The 24,572-nt window shown below is 57.2% G+C and carries 24 protein-coding genes; 3 read left to right on the forward strand and 21 right to left on the reverse strand.

From position 1 onward, the window contains the following. Positions 1-57: 57 nt before the first annotated feature. From gntU to ABR39_RS02315, 5 genes are all read right to left on the reverse strand, one after another. Positions 58-1,398, reverse strand: a complete 1,341-nt coding sequence (gene gntU, locus ABR39_RS02295; protein WP_010436459.1) for a gluconate transporter — start codon at positions 1,396-1,398, stop codon at positions 58-60. A gap of 3 nt (positions 1,399-1,401) precedes the next feature. Continuing rightward, a complete protein-coding gene (gene gntK, locus ABR39_RS02300) occupies positions 1,402-1,929 on the reverse strand; it encodes a gluconokinase (protein WP_008503362.1) in 528 nt (175 codons plus the stop codon). 126 nt (positions 1,930-2,055) lie between these two features. After that, positions 2,056-3,051, reverse strand: coding sequence for a gluconate operon transcriptional repressor GntR (gene gntR / locus ABR39_RS02305; RefSeq protein WP_021242747.1), 996 nt, complete (start codon positions 3,049-3,051; stop codon positions 2,056-2,058). A gap of 101 nt (positions 3,052-3,152) precedes the next feature. Then, a complete protein-coding gene (locus ABR39_RS02310) occupies positions 3,153-3,848 on the reverse strand; it encodes a pirin family protein (RefSeq protein ID WP_000639796.1) in 696 nt (231 codons plus the stop codon). Between the two features lie 123 nt (positions 3,849-3,971). Beyond that, positions 3,972-5,009, reverse strand: a complete 1,038-nt coding sequence (locus ABR39_RS02315) for an oxidoreductase (RefSeq protein ID WP_047345605.1) — start codon at positions 5,007-5,009, stop codon at positions 3,972-3,974. 255 nt (positions 5,010-5,264) lie between these two features. Here ABR39_RS02315 and yhhY point away from each other — a divergent pair, with 255 nt between their 5' ends. Next, positions 5,265-5,753, forward strand: a complete 489-nt coding sequence (gene yhhY / locus ABR39_RS02320; RefSeq protein WP_047345606.1) for an N-acetyltransferase — start codon at positions 5,265-5,267, stop codon at positions 5,751-5,753. Positions 5,754-5,844: 91 nt separating this feature from the next. On the opposite strand, the gene ggt is transcribed toward yhhY, so the two are convergent. Further along, positions 5,845-7,590: a gamma-glutamyltransferase gene (ggt, locus tag ABR39_RS02325; protein ID WP_205626264.1), complete on the reverse strand. Its 1,746-nt coding sequence runs from the start codon at positions 7,588-7,590 to the stop codon at positions 5,845-5,847. Positions 7,591-7,713: 123 nt separating this feature from the next. Between ggt and ABR39_RS02330 the strand changes: the two genes are divergently transcribed. After that, complete coding sequence (locus ABR39_RS02330) at positions 7,714-8,091, forward strand: DUF2756 family protein (protein WP_047345607.1); 378 nt, start codon at positions 7,714-7,716, stop codon at positions 8,089-8,091. Here the strand turns inward: ABR39_RS02330 and ugpQ are convergent. From ugpQ to livK, 10 genes are all read right to left on the reverse strand, one after another. Further along, positions 8,075-8,821, reverse strand: coding sequence for a glycerophosphodiester phosphodiesterase (gene ugpQ / locus ABR39_RS02335; RefSeq protein WP_047345608.1), 747 nt, complete (start codon positions 8,819-8,821; stop codon positions 8,075-8,077). The genes ABR39_RS02330 and ugpQ overlap by 17 nt on opposite strands. Next, entirely contained in the window at positions 8,818-9,888 is a 1,071-nt protein-coding gene (locus ABR39_RS02340) for a sn-glycerol-3-phosphate import ATP-binding protein UgpC (RefSeq protein ID WP_047345609.1), read from the reverse strand. The genes ugpQ and ABR39_RS02340 overlap by 4 nt, the downstream gene beginning before the upstream one ends. A 1-nt stretch (position 9,889) precedes the next feature. Next, positions 9,890-10,735 carry a sn-glycerol-3-phosphate ABC transporter permease UgpE gene (ugpE, locus tag ABR39_RS02345; protein WP_047345610.1) on the reverse strand — a complete coding sequence of 282 codons (846 nt, stop codon included), beginning with the start codon at positions 10,733-10,735 and terminating at the stop codon, positions 9,890-9,892. Next, positions 10,732-11,619 carry a sn-glycerol-3-phosphate ABC transporter permease UgpA gene (gene ugpA, locus ABR39_RS02350; RefSeq protein ID WP_047345611.1) on the reverse strand — a complete coding sequence of 296 codons (888 nt, stop codon included), beginning with the start codon at positions 11,617-11,619 and terminating at the stop codon, positions 10,732-10,734. Before ugpA ends, ugpE begins: the two co-directional genes overlap by 4 nt. Positions 11,620-11,721: 102 nt before the next feature. Further along, on the reverse strand, positions 11,722-13,038 hold the full coding sequence (gene ugpB, locus ABR39_RS02355; RefSeq protein ID WP_047345612.1) for a sn-glycerol-3-phosphate ABC transporter substrate-binding protein UgpB: 1,317 nt from the start codon (positions 13,036-13,038) through the stop codon (positions 11,722-11,724). Positions 13,039-13,295: 257 nt separating this feature from the next. After that, a complete protein-coding gene (gene livF / locus ABR39_RS02360) occupies positions 13,296-14,009 on the reverse strand; it encodes a high-affinity branched-chain amino acid ABC transporter ATP-binding protein LivF (protein ID WP_047345613.1) in 714 nt (237 codons plus the stop codon). A 1-nt stretch (position 14,010) separates the two neighbouring features. Then, entirely contained in the window at positions 14,011-14,778 is a 768-nt protein-coding gene (gene livG, locus ABR39_RS02365) for a high-affinity branched-chain amino acid ABC transporter ATP-binding protein LivG (protein WP_008500101.1), read from the reverse strand. Further along, a complete protein-coding gene (gene livM / locus ABR39_RS02370; protein WP_047345614.1) occupies positions 14,775-16,052 on the reverse strand; it encodes a branched chain amino acid ABC transporter permease LivM in 1,278 nt (425 codons plus the stop codon). Before livM ends, livG begins: the two co-directional genes overlap by 4 nt. Next, a complete protein-coding gene (gene livH, locus ABR39_RS02375; protein WP_013099131.1) occupies positions 16,049-16,975 on the reverse strand; it encodes a high-affinity branched-chain amino acid ABC transporter permease LivH in 927 nt (308 codons plus the stop codon). Before livH ends, livM begins: the two co-directional genes overlap by 4 nt. 46 nt (positions 16,976-17,021) lie before the next feature. Next, the gene (gene livK, locus ABR39_RS02380) at positions 17,022-18,131 is read right to left on the reverse strand and encodes a high-affinity branched-chain amino acid ABC transporter substrate-binding protein LivK (RefSeq protein ID WP_008500098.1); all 1,110 of its coding nucleotides are present in this window, start codon (positions 18,129-18,131) and stop codon (positions 17,022-17,024) included. Between the two features lie 424 nt (positions 18,132-18,555). Between livK and panM the strand changes: the two genes are divergently transcribed. Beyond that, on the forward strand, positions 18,556-18,945 hold the full coding sequence (panM, locus tag ABR39_RS02385; protein WP_047345615.1) for an aspartate 1-decarboxylase autocleavage activator PanM: 390 nt from the start codon (positions 18,556-18,558) through the stop codon (positions 18,943-18,945). Between the two features lie 102 nt (positions 18,946-19,047). Here panM and livJ read toward each other — a convergent pair whose 3' ends face one another. From livJ to ftsE, 5 genes are all read right to left on the reverse strand, one after another. Beyond that, positions 19,048-20,148 carry a branched chain amino acid ABC transporter substrate-binding protein LivJ gene (gene livJ / locus ABR39_RS02390; protein WP_072250764.1) on the reverse strand — a complete coding sequence of 367 codons (1,101 nt, stop codon included), beginning with the start codon at positions 20,146-20,148 and terminating at the stop codon, positions 19,048-19,050. 197 nt (positions 20,149-20,345) lie between these two features. Beyond that, positions 20,346-21,611, reverse strand: coding sequence for a 4-aminobutyrate--2-oxoglutarate transaminase (locus ABR39_RS02395; protein WP_047345617.1), 1,266 nt, complete (start codon positions 21,609-21,611; stop codon positions 20,346-20,348). Positions 21,612-21,748: 137 nt separating this feature from the next. Next, positions 21,749-22,606 carry an RNA polymerase sigma factor RpoH gene (rpoH, locus tag ABR39_RS02400; protein ID WP_010436497.1) on the reverse strand — a complete coding sequence of 286 codons (858 nt, stop codon included), beginning with the start codon at positions 22,604-22,606 and terminating at the stop codon, positions 21,749-21,751. 251 nt (positions 22,607-22,857) lie between these two features. Then, positions 22,858-23,913 (reverse strand): permease-like cell division protein FtsX, encoded by a 1,056-nt coding sequence (gene ftsX / locus ABR39_RS02405; protein WP_023326488.1) that lies wholly within the window; start codon positions 23,911-23,913, stop codon positions 22,858-22,860. Continuing rightward, positions 23,906-24,571, reverse strand: a complete 666-nt coding sequence (gene ftsE, locus ABR39_RS02410; protein WP_025758973.1) for a cell division ATP-binding protein FtsE — start codon at positions 24,569-24,571, stop codon at positions 23,906-23,908. Before ftsE ends, ftsX begins: the two co-directional genes overlap by 8 nt. Between the last annotated feature and the right edge of the window lies 1 nt (position 24,572).

Genomic DNA, 24,572 nt, shown 5'->3' on the forward strand with positions numbered 1-24,572 from the left:
CCCGATAAGCGCTAGCGCTACCGGGCCTTATTTTTCGGCCTTATTAAATCACCGCATTTAGCTCAGCAGCGTAAAGGCAATCATCCCGACAATCGCACCCGTCGTGCCGAGGATGGTTTCCATCAGCGTCCAGGTTTTCAGGGTCTGTGCTTCGGTGGCGCCAGTGAACTTACCGAACAGCCAGAAGCCTGCGTCGTTAACGTGGGAGACCACAATCGAACCGCCTGCGATACAGATAGACAGCGCGGCCATCTGCGCACCGGAGTAATTAAGCTGCTCAATGACCGGCATCACCAGACCGACGGCGGTTAAACACGCCACGGTTGCGGAACCCTGGATGATACGCACCGCCGCGGCCAGCACAAAGCAGGTTACCGCAATCGGCAGGCCCATTCCGGTCAGCGCTTCACCCAGAGCCGGGCCTACGCCAGAATCCACCAGCACCTGCTTGAACACGCCGCCTGCACCGATCACCAGCAGGATAATACCCGCAGGCTGCAGCGCGGCACCGCAGATCTCCATCACCCGGTCTTTCGGCATCCCCTGACGCATCGCCAGGCCGTAAATCGCCACCAGACAGGCCACCAGGATCGCCGTGAACGGGTGGCCGATGAACTCAAACCACTCGTAAGCGGAAGACCCTACCGGCACAAAGCGCGCGGCGATGGTTTTCAGACCCACGAGAACCAGCGGCAGCAGGATCAGCGACAGGCTAAAGCCAAAGGACGGCATTTTGCCTTCGCCCAGGTGCGGCTCGGTGATGTCGTCAGGAATGTGCAGCTCAACGTAACGGCTGATGAAGTTACCCCACAGCGGACCGGCGATAATCATCCCCGGGATCGCGGCGCAGAGGCCAATGAGGATCATCCAGCCAAAGTCAGCGTGCATCTGGGAGGCCAGCAGCATCGGCGCGGGTCCGGGCAGCAGAAACGCTGCAGCCGCCGCCACGCCCGCAAACAGCGGAATAACCAGCTTCACGAGGTTAGTGCCGGTGTGGCGAGCCATGGAGAACGCCACGCTAATCAGCAGCACCACGGCGACTTCGAAGAACAGCGGCAGCGCGCAAATCAGCCCCGCCAGGCCTATCGCGTAGTGCGCGCGGCTGTGGCCAAAGGATTTCAGCATTTTGACGGCAATCTGGTCGACCGCGCCCGTCTCGTGCAAAATCTTGCCAAACATCGCGCCAAGCGCGACCACAATCGCCAGGAAGCCCAGCGTGCCGCCCATCCCTTTTTCCATCGTCGCGGCGATCTTGTCGAGCGGCATACCGGAAAAGAGACCAGCACCAATAGAAACCACCATCAAAGCAACAAAGGCGTGCATACGCGCCTTCATCACCAAAAACAGCAGCAGCAATACGGAACCCACTGCTGTCAAAACTAGCGTTAATGTACTCAAAACTTACTGCCTTTTATTAATGACCTCGATGGTGCTGGCAACAACACCTTCCAGTGACTGATCGATATCAACCACTAAGACGTCTTTCTCGTCTTCACCCGGCTCCTGCAGCGCTTCAAACTGCGTCACCAGCATCTGCGTTTTGAAGAAGTGACCCTTACGCGCCTTCAGGCGGCTTTCAATCACCTCGAAGTCTCCTTTCAGGTAGATGAAAGAGAGGTTCGGGTTGCCGTCACGCAGCAGGTCGCGGTAGGTTTTTTTCAGCGCGGAGCAGACGATCAGGGAAACTTTATTGGTGCGCTGCATGGCGAACGCGGCGTCATTTAGCGCCTGCAACCACGGTTTGCGGTCGTCGTCGTTCAGCGGCTCGCCGGAGGCCATCTTCATGATATTGCTGCGCGGATGGAGGAAGTCACCATCCAGAAATGCAGCCTGGAGTTGATGCGCCACTTCGCTGGCCACGGCTGATTTCCCGCTACCGGAAACGCCCATCAGGACGTAGACGTGGTGATCATGATTAGTCGTGCTCAAAGGGTGTCCCTCAGTCAATTGTTACGGGTAACAGTTATCGGTAACATTGTCCTGCCGGGGCAAAAGAGAAGCAATATCCAAACGTGCGCGAAGTGAATAAGTGTGAGCTACTTCAAATTTGTCAGTTCAAATAGATCCACCCGGTGACAAGGTGAAACCTAAATCTAACATTTTTGGGGTAACCGTCTCGCCACGAATGCGCGCCAGCAGGCGTTCTGCGCCAATGCGGCCCATACGTTCACGCGGGGTCAGGACGCTCGCCAGACGCGGCTCCATTACCTGGCCGATGTCGTGGCCGTGGAAGCCGGCGATCGCCATATCATCAGGGATCTTCAGCCCCAGACGCTGACACTCAAACGCCGCGCCGACCGCAAGGTCATCGTTGGTACAGAAAATACCGTCCAGTTGCGGATACTCACGTCGCGCCTGACGCATCAGCTCAATACCCGACGTATAGGAAGAGGACTGCTCCACCATCACGCTGTACGGGGTTAAGTTCGCGTCGAGCATCGCCTGCTCGTATCCCTTCTGTTTGATGATAGTACGTTCATCAAGTCGCGCACCCAGATAGGCAATATGACGATGCCCGCGGGCGATAATTGCCGCCGTCATCTGACGCGCAGCTTCGAAGTTATCAAAGCCCACGGCGATGTCGAGGCACGGCGACTGGCTGTCCATCAGCTCCACCACCGGAATGCCGGCGACTTCAATCATTTTGAGCGTGCGGGCTGTGTGGGTACGTTCGGTTAAAATCAGGCCGTCAATGTTCCAGGAAAGCATCGATTCCAGACGTTCTTCTTCCAGTTCCGGCTTGTAACCGTAGTGGGCGAGCATGGTCTGGTAACCAAAAGCATCGGTGACGCTTTCAATGCCGCGCAGAACTTCGGCGAACACCTGGTTGGTTAAGGACGGCAGAAGGACTCCCACCGCGCGGCTGGTCGCATTCGAGAGAATATCGGGTGCGCGGTTGGGGATATAACCCAGTTCATCAAGGGCAGCGGCAATCTTGCCACGCAACGCCACGGAAACCTGTTCCGGGTTACGTAAAAAACGGCTGACCGTCATTTTGGTCACACCGACGCGATCGGCGACATCCTGAAGTACGGGGCGTTTCTTTTTCATCGTCCTGAGAAATCTTGAAGTGAGAGATTTTCTCAGTTTATCACGGACAAAGCCCATCCTTCCCCTGTCATAGGGAAGGATGGGCATTTATTTATGATTTATTACACCGGCGGCAGGTCAAACAGCAGAATTTCACTTTCGCTGTCGGCATGCACGGAGAGCGCCTGCTCGTCCCAGATTGCCAGACCATCGGCGGTTGTCGCTTTGGTGCCGTTGATGGACACTTCACCTTTCACCACCTGGATCCAGACGCGGCGGTTAGCGGCAATCTGATGCACAGACTGTTCATCTTTCGCCAGCGCCCAGCGGTACAGCTCCATATCCTGATGCACTTTCAGGGAACCTTCACGCGCGTCCGGGGACAGTACCAGCTGTTTGCCCTGTTTCGCGTCAAAGCGGCGTTGCTCGTAGCGCGGCGTGATGCCGGTTTCTTCTGGAATGATCCAGATTTGATACAGGTGCAGTTTTTCCGTTTTGCTCGGGTTGTACTCGGAGTGACGTACCCCGGTACCCGCGCTCATAATCTGGAACTCGCCCGCCGGAACCTGCTCTTTGTTGCCCATGCTGTCCTGGTGCTCAACCGCGCCTTCCAGCACATAGGTCAGGATTTCCATGTCTTTGTGCGGGTGGGTACCGAAGCCCTGGCCTGCATCAATTACGTCGTCGTTAATCACGCGAAGTGCGGAGAAACCCATGAAGTTCGGGTCGTAGTAGTCGGCAAACGAGAATGAATGCCATGAGTCCAGCCAGCCATGATTCGCGTGACCACGTTCGTTTGCTTTGCGTAAGTAGATCATTGTTTTCACCCTCAGTTCGTTTCGATGGAGTAAGTGTGGACGCAAACGGTCTGGGATCATAGAGGGTGAAAATTGACTCCTCTGTTCAAAAATTATGAATAAGCGCAGAGGAGCCGTTTTTGCTTATTTCGCGAGGGTTACCGTGGCAGGAGAGGTCTGTTCGAAGGCCCGCTCAAGGATTTCCAGGTTGGTCAGAACGTCAGATTCCTTGACGTAATTCGGCGAGCCGTTGGTGAGGGTCTCAAACAGCGCATCGTACACGCGGCCATAGTCACCCGCTTCGGGTTTGAGTTCTTCCCTGACCGTCACGCCCTCGTCGTTCACATACTCCAGCACGCCAACGGAATCATCCGCCGCAAATCCCGGCTCACCCGGCATGATGTTGGCCTTCAGGCTGGTCTCCTGCTGGTCAATGCCGTACTTAATAAACGAGCCTCGGGTGCCGTGAACGATAAATTTCGGATAGTCGATTTTCACCAGATGGCTGGTCTTGACGATGGCTTTGAGGTCGCCGTAGAACAGCTGCGCTTCAAAGGTATCGTCCGGGTTGGCTTTATTCCGCAGGCTGCGGATGTCATACGCCACGTGGTCCGGGCGGCCAAACAGGGAGATGATCTGGTCCATGGTATGGACGCCGAGACCGTAGAAGGAGCCATCCTGCGGCAGCCCGGGCTGGGTTTCCACCACCGGGCGGTAGTAGTCGAAGTGGCTTTCAATTTCCACAATGTCGCCGAGCTTGCCGCTATCAATCGCCTTTTTCGCCGTCAGGAAGCAGCTGTCAAAGCGGCGGTTCTGATACGGCGTAACGGTCAGGCCTTTGTTTTTAGCCAGCGCGAACAGCGCCTTCGCTTCGGCGATGGTCGGGGTGAAGGGTTTTTCTACCAGCACGTTTTTGCCCGCTTCGAGCGCGCGTTTCGCATAGTCAAAATGGCTGTCGGCGTGGGTACAGACGATGACCAGTTTAACCTGCGGGTCGCCCAGTACCTCATCGAGATCGCTGGTGAAATGAATATGGGAATATTGCGGGGATTGCTCTTCCGGCTTCGCGCGGCGGCGATAGATATGGGCCACGTGCCAGGTATCTTTACGGTGAAGAACGTACGGAAGGTGGTAACGCGTGGTGCTTTTGCCAAATCCAATAAATGCGCAATGTAGTGTCATGGCTCAGTCCTTTTTAAGGTTACTGAGTCTAACCATAACAAAAAAAAAGCCAGCGAGAAGCTGGCTAAAGTAATACTGGAAGCAATGTGAGCAATGTCGTGCTTTCAGGTTCCCGTAGCGGTCTTCCTGAATGCAGAGCAATAATAATCATTCTCATTCGCACTTGTCCAATACTTTTTGCAAAAATTAGCGGTTGACTCAAATTTTAAAGTCATTGATGTTGGAAGGGACGTTTAACTGACTGAGGAATAAGGAATGAGTGAGATAGTGATACGCCACATCGAACCCAGCGATGCAGAAGCTTTGCGTGACATCATGTCGCATCCTGATGTGTATCACGACACGCTACAGCTCCCTCATCCCTCAATGGAAATGTGGCACGAACGCGTTGCGACAAAACCAGGCCGACGCCATCTTGTTGCCTGTCTGGAACAGCGCGTCATTGGGCATATGGCGCTGGACGTGATGGAAAACCCGCGTCGCAGCCACGTTGCCACATTCGGCATAAGCGTGGCTGCGGATATGCAGGGTCGCGGAGTAGGCCGCAGGCTCATGAGCGAAATGATTAACCTGTGCGACAACTGGCTGCGCATTGAACGCATCGAACTGACGGTCTTTGCCGATAACCCGGCGGCAGTCGCGCTCTATAAAAATTTTGGCTTTGAAATCGAAGGGACCGGCAGGAAATTTGCCCTGCGCAACGGCGAGTATGTGGACGCGTATTATATGGCGCGGATGAAGTAGTTTGTTGCCCTCACCCTAACCCTCTCCCACAGGGAGAGGGAATGAAAAACCCAGGCCGGGTATGGCGAAGCCGCCACCCGGCAACAACACATTAATACCCCGCCGATAAATCATCCACCGAACGCGGGTCCGACGCGCCAAACAATGCCCCGTCCGGCCCCACCATAATGCTCTGGGTGCTGCCCATCGCCTCTTTCACCGCTACCTTCTGCCCGCGCTGCTCCAGCAGTTTAATCGTATCCGGGCTAAAGCCCTTCTCGACGCGCAGCTCGTCCGGCAGCCACTGGTGGTGGAAACGCGGGGCGTTGGTCGCTTCGGCGACGTTCATTCCAAAGTCGATGCTGTTCACCACCATCTGCAGCACGGTGGTGATAATACGGCTACCGCCCGGGCTACCGGTCACCAGCCAGGTTTTACCGTCTTTCACCACGATAGTGGGCGACATGGACGACAGCGGGCGTTTCTTCGGCCCGACCGCATTCGCATCGCCTCCCACCAGCCCGTAGACGTTCGGCACGCCCGGCTTGGCAGAGAAGTCATCCATCTCGTTGTTCAGCAGAATGCCGCTGTTGCCCGCCACAATTCCGGTACCAAACGTGGTGTTGAGCGTGTAGGTCACCGCTACCGCGTTACCGTCTTTATCCACCACCGAGAAATGGGTGGTCTGGTTGCTTTCATACGGCGCCAGCTTGCCTGGGCGGATCTCGCTCGACGGCTTGGCCTTGTTGATATCAATCTGGTCGGCAATGGATTTGGCATACGCCTTGTTGGTCAGCGCCTGCCACGGCACCTTCACGAAGTCCGGATCGCCGAGATATTCCGACCGGTCGGCGTAAGCGCGTTTTTCCGCTTCCGCCATCACCTGCATGGCATCCGCACTGCCGAAGCCGAACTTGTGCATGTCGAAGTTTTCGAGAATGTTGAGGATCTGCACGATGTGAATGCCCCCGGAAGACGGCGGCGGCATGGAGAACACCTCGTAGCCGCGGTAGGTTCCGCTAATCGGCTCACGCTCCACCGCTTTGTATTCTGCCAGATCCGCTTTGGTGATGAGCCCGCCGTTCTTTTGCATCTCTTCAGCAATCTGGTCAGCAATCGCCCCTTTGTAGAAGGCGTCCGGACCGTGCTCCGCAATCAGCTCCAGGCTTTTGGCGAGGTTCTTCTGCGCCAGCCTGTCGCCCTTCTTCAATGGCTCACCGTCTTTCCAGAAGATCGCTTTGCTGTTTTCATGATTCGGAATGACTTCGCTGCCGTAGGTTTTGAGATCGTCCGCCAGCGCATCGTTTACCACAAAGCCGTCGCGCGCCAGCTTGATGGCAGGCTGCACCACTTTATTCAGCGGCAGGGTGCCGTATTTTTCCAGCGCCAGCGAGAAGCCTGCGACGGTGCCCGGCGTGCCGGAGGCGAGGTGCGACGTCAGGGATTTTTTGCTGTCAGGGTTACCCTGATCGTCGAGGAACATATCGCGGGACGCCTGAGCAGGCGCCATTTCGCGGAAGTCGATGGCCGTCGTTTTGCCGTCTTTGGTGCGCAGCATCATAAAGCCACCGCCGCCCAGGTTCCCCGCCTGCGGGTGCGTCACCGCCAGCGCATAGCCGACGGCGACCGCTGCATCCACCGCGTTACCGCCCTGCTTGAGAATATCGACGCCCACTTTGGTTGCCAGCGCATCCACCGACGCCACCATGCCATGGGTTGCCCGCACGGGATGAAAAACATCTTCCTCCACGCCGTAAGAAACAGGAGGAGCCGCTGGCGGGTTGGCCGCCACGCTAAATGTGCCGCAGGCCATCAGCGCAGCGATCGCTACCCAGCGCAAAAACGTTGGTTTCATCATTATTGTTCTCCAGGTGAAGGGATCCATATTCCCCGCTTAAGCCTGGTTCACAACTCCTAAAAAATCATCGTCATGGTGAAATCAGGGTAAACTTAAGAGAGACCTCAAAAGGAGGAAATGACAATGAAACGCTTACTGATTCTTACGGCGCTGATCCCGTTTGCCGCGCTCGCACAGCCACTCAACACCATGAATAACCCGAACCAGCAGGGTTATGTTATTCCGAGCCAGCAGCGGATGCAGACCGAGATGATGAGCCAGCAGCAACAGCAGAAAGGGATGCTGAATCAGCAGCTGAAAACGCAGACCCAGATGCAGCAGCAGACCCTGCAAAATCAGATGAACACCAACACGCAGCGCGTGCAGCAGGGACAGGTACGTGAACAGCCGCTGCCCAATAAAAACGGCGGGATGTTAGGCGGCATGACGTCGTCAGGCAGCGGACAGCAGCATATGCTGCCGCCGCAGTCGAATGGCAGTATGCTTAATCCGCAGAACTAAAGTCCGGACCGATGACGTCAATCGCATCGGTACAGATGCTGTCCACGCCCCAGCGCAGCAGCTCCGCCGCGCGCTGGGGCTTGTTGACCGTATAAACCAGAATATGCAGGCCCGCCGCTTTCAACATCTTCACCCGCGCCTCATCCAGCAGCCTGTGGTTGAGATGAATAGAGACACACGCTAAGCGGGTCGTCAGCTCGTGCCAGTCTTCACGCCACTCATCCAGCAATAGCCCTCGCGGCAGTTCCGGCACGGCCGCCTGTGCCGCTTCCAGGGCGTCGATTTCAAACGAGGAGAGCAGCGGCGGCGTCATGCCTTCCCACAGCTCACGCGCGGCCAGCGCGATAACCTTGCCCGTTAACGGCCCGGTACCGGTGGTCGGTTTGATTTCGATATTGGCCATCATGCCGTGCTGGCGGCAGCGATCTGCCACTTCCGCCAGCAGCGGCAGCGGCTCGCCTTTGAATTCACCGCTGTACCAGCTTCCGGCGTCCACTTTCAGCAGATCGCGCCACGGCAGTTCACCCGCCACGCCCCAGCCGTTGCTGGTGCGCTCAAGGTTATCGTCGTGCAGCAGAAAAATTTCGCCGTCTTTCGACAGCTTGGCGTCGAACTCGATCATCGTGTGACCGTAGCGCGCGCCCGCGTCGATGGCCGCCAGGGTATTCTCCGGCGCCAGCTTACCGCCGCCGCGGTGGGCGACGACGTGGGGATAAGGCCAGTTGCTCATACTCGTTGTCCTGTTTCACCGTCAAATAAGTGCAGGTGATTTTCCGGCAGGTGCAGCCACAGCGTGCTGCCTGCTTTAGGGCGCTCCTGATGCGGCAGACGCACCACTATTTTTTGCTCACCCCAGCGTCCGTGCGCCAGGTTATCTGCACCCAACATCTCCAGCGTGTCCATCACCAGCGGCACGCCGCCGTCCGCCTGAGAGGTTAAACCAATATGCTCCGGGCGGATACCGAGCGTCATCTTACGCCCGGCGTAGCCACGATAGTACCAGTTGATCGGCAGTGCCATCCCGCTTTCCAGCTCAAAGTGCGTGCCCGCGCTGCTGATGCGCCCCTCCAGCAGGTTCATTGCCGGGCTGCCGATAAAGCTCGCCACAAAGCGGGTGGCCGGTTTTTCATACACCTCTACCGGGGTGCCAATCTGCTCGGCGATGCCTTTGTTCATCACCATCACGCGCTGGGCGAGGGTCATGGCTTCGACCTGATCGTGGGTGACGTACAGTGACGTTGTTTTCAGACGACGGTGCAGTTGCTGCAGTTCGAGCCGCATCTGCACGCGTAGCTTGGCGTCGAGGTTAGAGAGCGGCTCGTCGAACAGGAACACCGCCGGATCGCGCACGATGGCGCGCCCCATCGCCACGCGCTGGCGCTGGCCGCCGGAGAGCTCGCGCGGGCGGCGCTTCAGCAGGCCGTCCAGCTCCAGAATGCGTGCCGCCTCTTTCACGCGCTCCTCGATATGGCCTTTTCCCATCCCGCGGATTTTCAGCCCCCAGGCCATGTTCTCCTCCACGCTCATGTGCGGATAAAGCGCGTAGTTCTGGAACACCATCGCGATGCCGCGATCTTTGGGCTCCATCTCGGTAACGCGCTGGCGGTCAATCCAGATATCTCCGGACGTCACGCGCTCCAGCCCCGCCACCATGCGCAGCAGGGTGGATTTGCCGCAGCCGGACGGGCCGACCATGACGATGAATTCCCCGTCCGCCACGTCGAGCGTGAGCGGCTGAATGACCTGGGTTTTGCCATCCCAGCTTTTAGTGACTGCCTGAAGTTTTAAACCTGCCATCTTATTTCTCACTGTCCACTAAACCACGCACAAACGCACGCTGCATGGCTAAAACGATAACGACCGGGGGGATAAGGGTGAGCAGCATCGCCGCCATCACCTGGTTCCAGAGGGTGGTGCCTTCGCCGGTGGCGATCATGCCTTTGATGCCCGCGACGGCGGTGCCGAGGTTGACGTCCTGAATAATCAGCAGCGGCCACAGGTACTGGTTCCAGCCGTAGATAAAGGTAATCACAAACAGCGCCGCGAGGTTGGTTTGCGACAGCGGCAGCACGATGTCGCGGAAGAAGCGCATCGGCGAGGCGCCGTCGATGCGGGCGGCTTCAATCAGCTCGTCCGGCAGGGTCATAAAGAACTGGCGGAACAGGAAGGTGGCGGTCGCCGAGGCCATCAGCGGCAGGGTTAAGCCCGCGTAGCTGTCGAGCATCTTCAGGTTGGCGATCACCTCCACCGTCGGGAAGATTCGCACCTCCACCGGCAGCATCAGGGTGATGAAAATCATCCAGAAGAACAGGTTACGCAGCGGAAAGCGGAACCAGACGATAGCGAACGCCGAGAGCATCGACACCGTGATTTTGCCAACGGTTATGCCGAACGCCATGATGAAGCTGTTGAGCATCATCAGCCAGAACGGCGCGCTGTTGGCGCCCACGCCCTGGGTCCAGATGGTCTTCATGTTCTCGAAAAGATGTGTGCCAGGAATCAGCGTCATCGGCGTGTCGAACACCGCTTTGGTGTCCAGCGTGGCGGCGACAAAGGCCACGTAAAGCGGGAACAGGATGACGATAATCCCTAAAATCAGCATGGTATGGCTGAAAATCGTCAGCCCGCGACGGTTCTCAATCATTGGTAGCGCACCTTACTTTCAACATAGCGGAACTGCACCACCGTGAGGATGATGACGAGGAACATCATCACCACCGACTGCGCGGCGGAGGCTGAAAGATCCAGACCGGCGAAGCCTTCGCGGTAAATCTTATAAATCAGCGTCGTTGTCGCCTGCACCGGGCCGCCTGCGGTCGCCGCGTCGATCACCGGGAAGGTGTCAAAGAAGGCGTACACGAGGTTAACCACCAGCAGGAAGAAACTCACCGGGGCGATCAGCGGCAGCGATAATCTGAAGAAGCGACGAATGGGCCCTGCGCCGTCAATCGCCGCCGCTTCCACCAGCGAGCGCGGAATGGACTGCAGCGCGGCAAAGAAGAACAGGAAGTTGTAGCTGATCTGCTTCCACACCGAAGCAAACACCACCAGGAACATAGCCTGACCGCTGTTCTGGGCGTGGTTCCAGTCGTAACCCAGCTCGGCCAGGAAGTGGGTAATCAACCCGCGGCCGGGGTTAAACAGGAAGATCCACAGCACGGCGGCCACGGCGGGAGCCACGGCGTACGGCAGCAGCATCAGCGTTTGATACAGGCGGCTGCCGCGCACCACGTAATCCACCAGCGCGGCAAAGAACAGCGAGGCGACAAGGCCGCTCACGGTGACCAGCGCGCTGAACTTCATCGTCGTCCAGAAGGCGTCCAGGTAGTAGCTGTCATGCCACAGGGCAGCGAAGTTATCCAGGCCAACAAACTGGCTGGAAAGCCCGAACGGATCGACGCTTTGTACCGAGTACCACAGCGCTTCGCCCGCAGGCCAGATAAAGAAGATAACGGTGATGACCAGCTGCGGCGCGACCAGAAGATAGGGCAGCCAGCGGGAACGGAACACCGGACGGGATGATGACATTGAGATTTGGTTCCTGAACAATGCCGGGTGGCGGCTACGCCTTACCCGGCCTACATGTGGCACGTCGTAGGCCCGGTAAGCGCAGCGCCACCGGGCATTTTTTTACGATTTGGTCGACTGCTCAAAGCGGCGCAGCAGCTGATTCCCGCGCTCTACCGCTGAATCCAGCGCCTGCTGTGGCGTTTTCTTACCGGTCCACACGCTTTCCAGCTCTTCATCAACGATGGTGCGGATCTGCGGCATGTTGCCCAGGCGCAGACCTTTGGTGAACGGCAATGGTGGCTTGTTCAGCATCTGGCGCGTCGCAATGTCCGCCCCTGGGTTCTTGCTGTAGAAGCCCTGCTCGCGGGTCAGGTCATACGCGGCTTTGGTGATTGGCAGGTAGCCGGTCTTCTGGTGCCATTCGGCCGCGTTTTCCGGCTTCGCAAGGAAGTCGAGGAACTCGGCTACGCCTTTGTAGGTGCCTTTGTCTTTGCCCTGCATCACCCACAGGCTCGCTCCGCCGATGATGGCGTTCTGCGGCGCGCCCTTCACGTCAGCGTCGTATGGCATCATGCCTACGCCGTAGTTGAATTTGGCGTAGTGACGGATATCGGCCAGCGAGCCGGACGAGGCGGTGGTAATGGCGCAGTCACCGTTGTAGAACTTCTCGGTCGACTCATCTTTACGCCCGAAGTAGCTGAAGTCGCCCTTCTTGTTCAGATCGGCAAGCAGCGCGATGTGCTTCACCTGCTCCGGCTTGTTGAATTCCAGCACCGCATCGGTGCCGTCGAAGCCGTTGTTTTTGGTGGCAACCGGCAGGCCGTGCCAGGCGCTGAAGTTTTCAATCTGGATCCAGCCCTGCCAGCCGCTGGCGTAACCGCACTTCATCCCCGCCGCTTTCAGCTTAGCGGTGTATTCGGCCAGGACTTGCCAGGTTTTTGGCGGCTGCTCCGGGTCTAAACCGGCTTTTTTGAAGGCATCTTTGTTGTAGTACAGCACCGGCGTAGAGCTGTTAAACGGCTGGGACAGCAGATGTCCGGTTTTGGAATCGGTGTAATAACCCGCCACGGTTGGCACGAACTGGGATTCGTCGAAGTTGATACCCGCGTCTTTGAACACTTCATACACCGGCTTAATGGCTTTGGAGGCCATCATGGTGGCGGTACCCACTTCATAAACCTGTAACAGCGCCGGGGCGTTACCGGTACGGAAGGCGGCGATGCCCGCGCTCAGGCTCTGCTCATAGTTACCTTTGTACACCGGCACAATTTTGTAATCCGGATGGGTGTCGTTGAAACGCTGCGCCAGGGAGTCAACTTCTTTACCCAACTCCCCTTCCATGGAATGCCAGAACGGAATGGTCGTCACAGCCATTGCGTTCGTCGCAAAAGCCAGACCCAGTGCCAGACCCAAAGCTGTGTGTCGTAACGATGTCATTGTCATCTCTCTTATTGTGCCGGATGCGCGATATCACGCGTTTTATGCTCGCGAGGTAACATGACATGCTCGAATGACAGAAAAATAACTGTTTGTTTACAGATAAGTGACAACCAGGCGTCAGGGGGATGATGGTTGTGTGAAGGGGGATTGGGTGCATGATTGGGTGCGGTCTGGTGCCCTCACCCCGGCCCTCTCCCACGGGGAGAGGGAGAAAACATTAAAAAAGGCAACGTGCGTTGCCTTTTTGCTTTTACCTATCCGCCCAAATACGCGCTCCGCACCGCTTCGTTCGCCAGCAGCGCGTCGCCGGTATCGGAGAGCACCACGCGGCCATTCTCCAGCACGTAGCCACGGTCGGCGAGCTTCAGCGCCTGGTTGGCGTTCTGCTCGACGAGGAAGATGGTCATCCCCTCTTTACGCAGCTGCTCTATGGTGTCGAAAATCTGCTGGATGATGATCGGCGCAAGACCGAGCGACGGTTCGTCCAGCAGCAGCAGGCGCGGCTGGCTCATCAGCGCGCGGCCTATCGCCAGCATCTGCTGCTCGCCGCCGGACATGGTGCCCGCACGCTGAATACGGCGCTCCCACAGGCGTGGGAAGAGTTCATAGACCCACTTGATGCGGGTCTGGTATTCATCGCGGTGGGCGAAGAACCCGCCCATCGCCAGATTCTCTTCCACCGTCATGCGGGAGAAGACGCGGCGCCCTTCCGGAACAATCGCCACCGCCTCGCGCATAATTTTGGCCGTTTGCCAGTCGGTAATGTCTTTGCCATCGAACACAATCCGCCCACTGCTGGCGCGCGGGTCGCCGCACAGGGTGCCGAGCAGCGTGGTTTTACCCGCGCCGTTGGCCCCGATCAGGGTGACAATTTCACCCTGATTGATATGCAGGCTGACGTCGTGCAGCGCCTGGATCTTGCCGTAGTGCGCATTGACCTTGTCGAACGTTAACATCGCTTTTTCCATCTTATGCCTCACCAAGGTATGCGCGGATCACGTCCGGGTTGTTGCGGATCTCTTCCGGCGTGCCGTTTGCCAGCGGCGTGCCCTGGTTGACCACGTAGATGCGGTCAGAAATGCCCATCACCAGCTTCATGTCATGCTCAATCAGCAGAATGGTGGTGTCGTGATGATCGCGCAGCTCGGCAATCAGCTCGTCCAGCTCTTTGGTCTCTTTCGGGTTGAGCCCTGCCGCCGGTTCGTCGAGCATCAGGATTTCCGGCTGCGTCACCATGCAGCGCACGATTTCAAGGCGACGCTGGTCGCCGTAGGCCAGGTTGCTCGCCTGACGGTTGGCGTGCTGCAGCAGGCCAATTCGGTCGAGCCAGGTCGCGGCGCGGTCGAGCGCTTCATCCTGCGCGCGGCGGAAGGCCGGGGTCTTCAGCAGGCCGGAGAACAGCCCGGTTTTCAGCTGCTGATGCTGTGCCACCAGCAGGTTCTCAATCACCGTCATCTCGCGGAACAGACGCACGTGCTGGAAGGTACGCACCACGCCCATACGGGCAATCTGCTGGCCCGGCAACCCTTCGAGATGCTGGTCGCGCAGCATGATGGTGCCGCCCGTCGGCTTGTAGAAGCCGGTCAGGCAGTTAAAGACCGTGGTTTTTCCCGCGCCGTTCGGGCCAATCAGGGAGACAATCTCTTTCTTGTGCAGATCCAGATTCACGTTGTTGACCGCCAGCAGGCCGCCAAAACGCATCATCAGGCCGTTAACGGATAATAATGGCTGGCTCATGCCTGCTCTCCTTTCGCTTGCCCGTTCTTCAGCTTCAGCTGTGGACGGGTCATCGGCAGCAGGCCCTGCGGACGCCAGATCATCATCAGCACCATCAAACCACCCAGCATCAGCATGCTGTATTCGTTAAAGTCGCGCATCAGCTCGCGCGAGACCACCAGCAGGATGGCCGCGAGGATAACGGCGAACTGCGAGCCCATCCCGCCGAGCACCACAATTGCCAGCACGAAAGCGGATTCGGCAAAGGTAAACGATTCAGGGCTGACGAAGCCCTGACGCGCGGCAAACAGCGTTCCGGCGAAACCGGCAAACGCGGCGCTGATGGTGAACGCGGTCAGCTTGATGCGGGTCGGGTTCAGGCCCAGGGAGCGGCAGGCGATTTCATCTTCGCGCAGCGCTTCCCACGCGCGGCCCAGCGGCATGCGCAGCAGGCGGTTAATCACGAACAGGGTAATCACTACCAGCAGCAGCGCCACCAGATAGAGCCAAATCACGCGGTCGGACGGGTCATACTTCACGCCGAAGAAGTTGCTGAAAGTGTCCCAGCCGCCTTCGCGGGCGGTACGGCTGAACTCCAGGCCGAAGAAGGTCGGTTTCGGGATTTGGCTGATGCCGTTCGGGCCGCCGGTCACTTCGGTATTATTCAGCAGCAGGATACGGACGATTTCACCAAAGCCTAAGGTCACAATCGCCAGGTAGTCGCCGCGCAGGCGCAGCACCGGGAAGCCAAGCAGGAAACCGGCAGCGGCAGAGACCAGCCCCGCCAGCGGCAGGCAGGTCCAGAAGCCGAGGCCGTAATAGTGGTTCAGCAGCGCAAAGGTGTAAGCACCGATGGCGTAGAAGCCGCCGTAGCCCAGCACCAGCAGGCCAGACAGCCCCACCACAACGTTCAGACCGAGACCGAGAATCACGTAGATCATGGTCAGGGTGGCGATATCCACCGTGCCGCGCGAGACCACAAACGGCCACGCCACGGCGGCGACCAGCAGCGCCACGAGGAACAGCTTTTGCTTCACGGTAGAACCGTCGATTGCCGGCAGGACGAATTTCGGCCCGGAGACGTTTTTCAGCGTCTTCTGGAACAGCGGACGCAGCAGCTGGAACAGGAATACCACGGCAGTGCCGATAAATACCCACTGCCAGCGGATGTCGGGGGCGGTATCCACCACCAGCTTCGTGCCGTCCAGACCTAACTGGACGCCCATAAAGACGCCTGCCAGCACGAAGAACATGGCGGCAGAGAGCAGCGCCATTGCAAAATGCATCGGTTTCATACTTTCTCTACCTCCGGACGGCCCAGAATACCGGTAGGCATTACCAGCAGAACCAGAATCAGCAGGGCAAACGACACCACATCTTTATATTCCGTGCTCAGATACGCCGAAGAGAGCGCTTCCGCCACGCCCAGGATCAGGCCGCCAATCATCGCGCCCGGAATACTGCCGATACCGCCCAGCACCGCGGCGGTGAAGGCTTTCATCCCGGCCATAAAGCCGATGTACGGGTTGATCACGCCGTAGAACTGGCCGAGCAGGACGCCTGCGACGGCCGCCATCGCGGCGCCGATCACGAAGGTCAGGGCAATCACGCGGTCGGTGTTAATACCGAGCAGGCTCGCCATCTTCAGGTCTTCCGCGCACGCGCGGCAGGCGCGTCCCATGCGGGAGTAGCGAATGAACAGGGTCAGGGCGAGCATTGCAATAAAGGTCACCACCCAGATAACCAGCTGCATGGTGGTGATAGAGGCGGAGAAGTTTTCGCTGGCCCCCACAATCCACTGGCCGTTAAACAGGCTTGGCAGCGCCACGTCGCGCGAGCCTTCGGTCAGGCTGACGTAGTTTTGCAGGAAGATCGACATCCCAATCGCGGAGATGAGCGCAATCAGACGCTTGGAGCTGCGCACCGGCCGGTAGGCCACGCGCTCGATGCTCCAGCCGTAGGCGCTGGCAATCACAATCGCGCCAACAAACCCGGCGGCGACCAGCAGCCAGCTGCTGTCGATGCCCATCATCATCAGCGCGGCGATGATCATAAAGGAGACATAGCTACCGATCATGTAAACCTCGCCGTGGGCGAAGTTGATCATGCCGATAATGCCGTAAACCATCGTATAGCCGATGGCAATCAGCGCATAGGTGCTTCCCAGCGTGACGCCGTTAAACATCTGCTGCAGGAAATAGAGAAACTGCTCGGACATATGCAAACCTTTTTATACCCGCCCGTCAGTCCGGGCGGTGGGATAATTATTTGGCGGCCGAGGATGAACCGTCGGCGTGCCACTTAAAGACACCAAACTCAAATCCCTTCAGATCGCCTTTCTCATCCCAGTTCAGCGGCCCAATCACGGTGTTCGCCCCGTGTGCTTTTAAATCTTTCACCAGATCCAGCGGTTCTTTGCTGCCGGTACGGTCCAGCGCGGTGGCCAGAGACTGCACGGCCGCGTAGGTGATCCAGACGTAAGGACCGCTCGGATCTTTCTTCTGCGCCTTGAGCGCATCAACGATAGCCTTGTTGGCCGGATCCTGGTCATAGCGTTTTGGCATCGTCACCAGCATGCCTTCGGCAGAATCCCCGGCGATGTTTGACAGGGAGGCGTTGCCAACGCCCTCTGGCCCCATAAACTGGGTTTTCAGACCGGTCGCGCGTGCCTGGCGCAGCATCTGCCCCATTTCCGGGTAGTAGCCACCGTAATAAACGAAGTCGATGTTCTCTTTTTGCAGACGGGCGATCAGTGCGGAGAAGTCTTTCTCGCCGGCGGTAATGCCGTCGAAGAAGACGATGTTCGCGCCGCCTTTTTTCAGGCCGTCCTGAACGGAGCGCGCCAGGCCTTCGCCGTACTGCTGTTTGTCATGAATGATGGCAATGCGCTGCGGTTTAACCGTCTCGAGGATGTATTTCGCCGCGGTTGGCCCCTGGGAGGAGTCCAGACCAGCGGTACGCATAATGTGCTGGTAGCCGCGCTGGGTCAGCTCCGGGTTGGTGGCGCCCGGAGTGATCATCAGAATGCCTTCGTCTTCGTAGATATCAGACGCGGGCTGGGTGGAGGATGAGCACAGGTGGCCGATTACGTATTGGATGCCATCGTTAACGATTTTGTTGGCGACCGCGACGGCCTGTTTAGGATCGCAGGCGTCGTCATATTCCACGCCCACCAGCTTGTCGCCTTTGATGCCGCCTTTGGCATTGATGTCTTTGATGGCCTGGCGCGCGCCGTTGAACTCCATGTCCCCCCACTGGGCAACAGGGCCTGACATTGCACCCACTACCGCAACTTTAATGTCCTCCGCCATAGCGGCATGCGAGATCGACAGTGCGACCATCCCCGCGATTAACGTCTTCGCGTTCCTTTTCATCTCTGAATCCCCATTCGTGATGTCGTGTTTATATTTTGTTTTATTATGGTTAAAAAGCATTCTGTACTTTTAATGAACAACGCTATTTTTACCAGTGCCTTTAATGGTTTAGCGCAGTTTTTTATCAAAAACCAGACTAAAATCTCTATTTTTCAGGCTATTAAGCAAAGATAATATTCTGAAATCAGGCAGAGATAAACAAATAAAAGTGCAGTTTGCAGCATAAAATAACGGTACAAAGCGCCGAATAAATCACTACCACTCAGGTTAAAATTCTGCTTATTTTTCGATCCATGTGTTTTCAAACTGCCCATTGCGTTGCCAAAAAACTAATCACCTGGCGAATGGGAATAAAAAGAGGAAGCCGCTGAGTGGATAAATTGAGTACACTGCCCTTACTCAATTTGATTTGGACAAGTAGCTAATGAAACTGACTATCGTGCGTCTGGTGACCTTTAGCGACCAGGATCATATCGACCTGGGCAAAATCTGGCCGGAATATTCCCCTTCGTCGCTGCGCGTTGATGAGACCCACCGTATTTATGCCGCACGTTTTAACGAGCGCCTGCTGGCAGCGGTTCGCGTGACCCTGAGCGGTACAGAAGGAGCGCTGGACTCACTGCGCGTGCGTGACGTCACCCGTCGGCGCGGCGTGGGACAGTATTTAATTGAAGAAGTGATCCGTGAAAACCCGAGCGTGACCTCCTGGTGGATGGCAGACGTGGGCGTGGAAGACCGCGGCGTGATGGCGGCGTTTATGCAGGCGTTAGGGTTTACGGCGCAGGAGAGCGGGTGGGAGAAGCGCCAGAGTTGACGTGTGCTGCCTGATCTGTGCGGCCTGATGCCCTCACCCCGGCCCTCTCCCACGGGGAGAGGGAGAAAACATAAAAAAGGCAACTTACGTTGCCTTTTGCTTTTATTTGGCGTCAGTAGCAGTACCGTTCGCATGCCAGTCAAACACGCCGAACTCGAAGCCCTTCAGGTCGCCCTTCGCGTCCCAGGAGAGTGGCCCCATGACGGTCTCGACGGTATTCGCTTTCAGCCAGGTGGCAATCTCAGCCGGATCGGCTGACTGGTTCAGACCCGCCTGCAGAGACTGCAGCGCAGCGTAGGTCGTCCAGACGAACGCGCCGCTTGGATCCTGTTTCTTCGCCTTGATGGCATCTACGATAGGTTTGTTCGCAGGCACCTGGTCGTAGTTCTTCGGCTTGGTTACCAGCAGGCCTTCCGCAGATTCACCCGCGATGTTAGACAGAGAGACGTTCGCCACGCCTTCCGGCCCCATGAACTGGGTTTTCAGACCGGCAGCACGCGCCTGGCGCAGGATCTGGCCCATTTCCGGGTGGTAGCCACCGTAGTAAACGAAATCAATATTCTCTTTCTTCAGACGCGCCACCAGCGTGGAGAAGTCTTTCTCACCGGCGGTGATCCCGTCGAAGAACACGATATCAGCCTTCGCTTTTTTGAGGTTGTCCTGCACCGAACGCGCCAGACCTTCACCGTACTGCTGCTTGTCGTGAACGATGGCAATGCGCTTCGGCTTCACTTTTTCAACAATGTATTTAGCCGCGGTTGGGCCCTGGTCAGAGTCCAGGCCGGTGGTGCGCAGGGTCAGCTTATAGCCGCGCGCGGTCAGCTCCGGTGCGGTCGCGGCCGGGGTGATCATCAGAATGCCTTCGTCTTCGTAGATGTCAGACGCTGGCTGAGTAGAGGAAGAGCACAGGTGACCGATAACGTATTTGATCCCGTCGTTCACCACTTTGTTCGCGACCGCGACCGCTTGTTTTGGGTCACAGGCATCATCATATTTTACGATCTGCAGTTTTTCGCCTTTGATACCGCCCTTAGCATTAATGTCTGCAACCGCCTGTTCTGCGCCGGTAAACTCCTGGTCGCCGTACTGCGCTACCGGACCGGACATTGCGCCAACAACAGCCACTTTGATGTCTGCCTGTGCCATGGTGCTGAATGCCAACGCGATACATCCTGCCAGTAACGCTTTACCCTTCATGTTCATCCTGAGATTCCCCATTATTATGGTTATTACGATTGTTGTGATGTTGTTGTGCAGCGCTTTATTTCAGTTATAGGTGTGCTGTTCGCGCTTTTTCAGCATACTCTGCTAAAACATACCCGATTTTTATTATTTTGGAATAGCTAATTTGAAATGAATATATGATAAGCCCGGCAGGAATTTCCGCCGGGCGTGTGGCTTTAACGTGTCAGCGACGCGGAGATAATGTCCAGCGCCTTACGGAACTGCGCTTCGGGGATAGTCAGCGGATAGAGGAAACGAATAACGTTGCCGTAGACGCCGCAGCTCAGCAGCAGCAAACCTTCCTGCAACGCGCGCTCCTGCACCTGGCGGGTAAATTCCGGCGAAGGATGCCCCGTTTGCGGGTCGTTAAACTCCACCGCCACCATGGAGCCCTGCGCGCGAATATCGGCGATATACGGGCAGTGTTCCTTCGCTTTGTTCAGCACTTCCACCAGGTGATGCCCAAGGTGCGCCGAGCGCGTGCAGAGATCCTCTTCATCAATCACGTCCAGCACGGCATGCGCCGCCGCAATCGCCAGCGGGTTCCCCGCGTAGGTACCGCCCAGCCCGCCCGGTGCAGGGGCGTCCATCACCTCAGCGCGGCCCGACACAGCAGAGAGCGGCATTCCGCCCGCCAGGCTTTTCGCCATGGTGATGAGATCGGGCTTCACGCAGTGGTTCTCCATCGAGAACAGCTTGCCGGTGCGGGCGAAGCCGCTTTGCACTTCGTCGGCAATCAGCAAAATACCGTGGGTATCGCACAGGGCGCGCAGCGCCTGCATAAAATCAGCAGGGGCAATGTTGAAACCGCCTTCCCCTTGAACCGGTTCGAGAATAATCGCCGCGACCTGGTCAGGTGCAATATCCGCCTTAAAGATGCGCTCCAGGCTCTTTAGCGCATCCGCCGTGCTGACGCCGTGCAGTTCATTCGGATACTGGGCGTGATACACCGAGCCGGGGAAGGGGCCGAAGCCAAGCTTGTACGGCGCGACTTTGCCGGTCAGCGCCATGGTCATAAAGGTGCGGCCGTGGAACGCGCCGCCGAAGGTGATAAGGCCAGGACGTTTGGTAAAGGCGCGGGCAATTTTTACGGCGTTCTCGACCGCCTCAGCGCCCGTAGAGAAGAACGCCGTTTTCGCCGGGCCGTCAATTGGCACGCGTGCGTTGAGGCGTTCCGCAAGCGACACATAGCCTTCGTACGGCACAATCTGGTAGGCCGTATGGGTAAAAGCGTGGAGTTGTTTTTCGATAGCGGAAATGACTTTTGGATGGCGATGGCCGGTATTCAGCACCGCGATCCCCGCGGCGAAGTCGATGTACTCGTTTCCCTCGACGTCCCACACCGTGGCGTTTTCGGCTTTATCGGCATAGAAGTTACACATCACGCCGATGCCGCGCGGCGTCGCCTGTAAACGCCGGTCGTGCAGTTCGTTATTTTTCACCCTGTCCCCCTGAGAAATTCACCTGCTTAGCGCATCTGTAAGTGTTTGCCAGGGGGAGTGAATTCGCCAGAGCGGGAGATAAAAAAAACAAAAACCCCCGAATTTGCATTCGAGGGTTATCGGCGACTTCGCGGAAATTACGCTTCGATAGCGGCGCGAAGTTTCTTCATGGCGTTCTTTTCAAGCTGACGGACACGTTCCGCAGAAACGCCGTAGCGGTCGGCCAGCTCCTGCAGCGTGGACTTGTTATCTTCGTCCAGCCAGCGGGCACGAATGATGTCCTGGCTACGTTCGTCGAGGCCTTCCATCGCAAAGGTCAGCTTGTTCGCCGCCTGGTCTTCCCAGTTATCTTCTTCAATGCCGTCGGCAAAGTTAGAAGTCTTATCCTGCAGGTACAGGACCGGGGCCATCGGCTGGCTGTCGGATGCGTCGTCGTCGGAAGACATGTCAAAGGTCATGTCCTGCGCGGCCATACGGGATTCCATCTCACGAACGTCTTTGCTGGATACGCCCAGCTCGCGCGCCACCATTTCGACTTCATCCTGATTGAACCAGCCCAGACGCTGCTTGGTTTTACGCAGGTTGAAGAACAGTTTGCGTTGCGCTTTTGTCGTGGCAACTTTCACAATACGCCAGTTACGCAGCACGTATTCATGAATTTCTGCTTTGATCCAGTGCACGGCGAAAGAGACCAGTCGCACACCCACTTCCGGGTTAAAGCGACGTACAGCCTTCATCAGGCCGATGTTACCTTCCTGAATCAAGTCCGCCTGCGGCAGGCCGTAGCCCGAGTAGTTGCGAGCAACGTGAACAACAAAGCGCAGGTGAGACAGGATCAGCGTCTTAGCTGCTTCCAGATCGCCCTGGTAATGCAGCTTTTCAGCAAGCTCCTTTTCTTCCTCGGCCGTCAACATCGGCCAGGTGTTCGCAGCCCGGATGTAAGATTCCAGGTTACCAACAGGGGCTAAAGCTAAAGTTTGCATTTCTTTGGTCATTCATTCCTCTCAATGTTTCTTCTGGTCCAGGCTGTCCCCGTCAGGCAACAACCATGCCAAAGCGTTTGAGCAACGAGATTAGCATTCACTCTTTTATCAGACAGTGATTTTATCCACAAGTTCCAGGTGCAACGGTGAATAAATTACGCACAAATTGTGACATGGAGATGATAACAGGGGAAGAGACAACAGGGACGCTTTCCCTGCAGAGCGAACATCTCGGTGCAGGGAAAGATTATATCACGCTTTTATTAGTCGGGAGTAAAGTGACGTAAATGTTGAACGGTTGCCAGCCAGGCTGCCACCCACCCAATCATTGAGCAAACCAGCAGCAGTAACAGGCACTCATCGAACCCTAAGCCGCTGATATCAAACTTCGTTCCGAAAACCTGAGCCACTTCAGTCACGGCCGACGAAAGCCGCATCACCAAAATTTCTGACAATATCAGTGAAAGAAATGCGCCGGAAAAACCGAGCAGTGCACCGCCGTAGAGGAACGGTCGGAGGATGAAGCCATCCGTCGCACCAATCAGCTTCTGCACGTTGATGGTATCGCGACGGGCGAAGATGCTCAGGCGCACGCTGTTACCGATCACGAGGAAGACCGCCGCCACCATCAGCACGCCAATCATTGCCGCGACGCGTCCGACCAGCCCGGTCAGGGCAGCAAGGCGTGCGAACCAGCTGTCATCCATGCGCACTTCATCAATGCCTTTAATGCGTGTGATGCGATCGCGCAGGGTGTTAAGCGAATCGGTCCCCTGGAAATCCAGCTTCGGGATCACCACCGCCACGGCGGGCAGCGGGTTCTCTTCGAGCATATCCAGCGCACCGCCAAAGCCTGACCAGTTACGGAACTCGCCCAGCGCGTCTTCACGTGAGAGATAATTAACCTTCTCCACGCCCTGCTCGGCCTGAATTTGCCCGACCACCTGCGCCGCGGCGTTATCGTCGAGCGCTTTATCCAGATAGACCGTGATCTGCGGGGACGGATAATACTGCGAGGCCGCCTGGTTGACGTTTTTATAGACCATATAGCAGACGCTTGGCAGCGTAAGGGAGATGGCAATCACCATCACCGTCAGGAACGTCGCAAGCGGTTTGCTTTTCAGGTCCTGCAGGGCGCCGTGGAACGCGTAGCGCACCTGCTCGTTAAACACGTTGGTTTTGCGGGAGGCCGGCTTTGGCGCAGCCTTCTGGCGCTTCGGCGCATTACGATTGCCGTCACCACCGCCCTGCGGCTTACGGAAGCGGTCAAACCGGTTCCCGAACTGCCGAATCTGGTTTATTGCATCACGCTTATTCACCGTGGCCTCCGTGCAAATGACCGTCGCTCAGGGTCAGCATGCGGTACGAACGACGGGAAATGAGCCCGATGTCGTGCGTCGCCATCAGTACGGTGACCCCCACGCGGTTAAATTCCTCAAACAGACGCAAAATCCCTTCTGACAGGGCATCGTCCAGGTTACCGGTCGGTTCATCCGCCAGCAGCACCGCAGGTTTATTCACCACCGCACGGGCAATGCCCACGCGCTGCTGTTCACCGCCGGAGAGCTGGATCGGGAAGTTCTTCGCTTTGTCCAGCAGCCCGACCTTATCCAGCGCCGCAGAGACGCGGCGGCGGATATCATCATAGCTGGCACCGGCAATAATCAGCGGAATGGCCACGTTATCGAAAACGGTGCGATCCATCAGCAGGTGGTGGTCCTGGAAAATCATGCCGATCTGACGACGCAGGAACGGCACTTCGCGGTTTTTCAGGCGGCTGATCTCATGGCCGCCGAAAAAGATTTTCCCGGCGCTTGGCCGCTCAATCCCACAGATAAGCTTGAGCAGGGTACTTTTCCCCGCGCCGGAATGGCCGGTCAGGAATGCCATCTCGCCCGGCTGCAGGTGAAATGTCACCCCCTGCAGCGCTTGTCTCCCACCGAGATAGGCCTTGCTGACGTGTTCAAAGCGAATCATT

The organism is Enterobacter genomosp. O, from assembly GCF_001022965.1.
GTDB classification, from domain to species: Bacteria; Pseudomonadota; Gammaproteobacteria; order Enterobacterales; family Enterobacteriaceae; genus Enterobacter; species Enterobacter cloacae_L.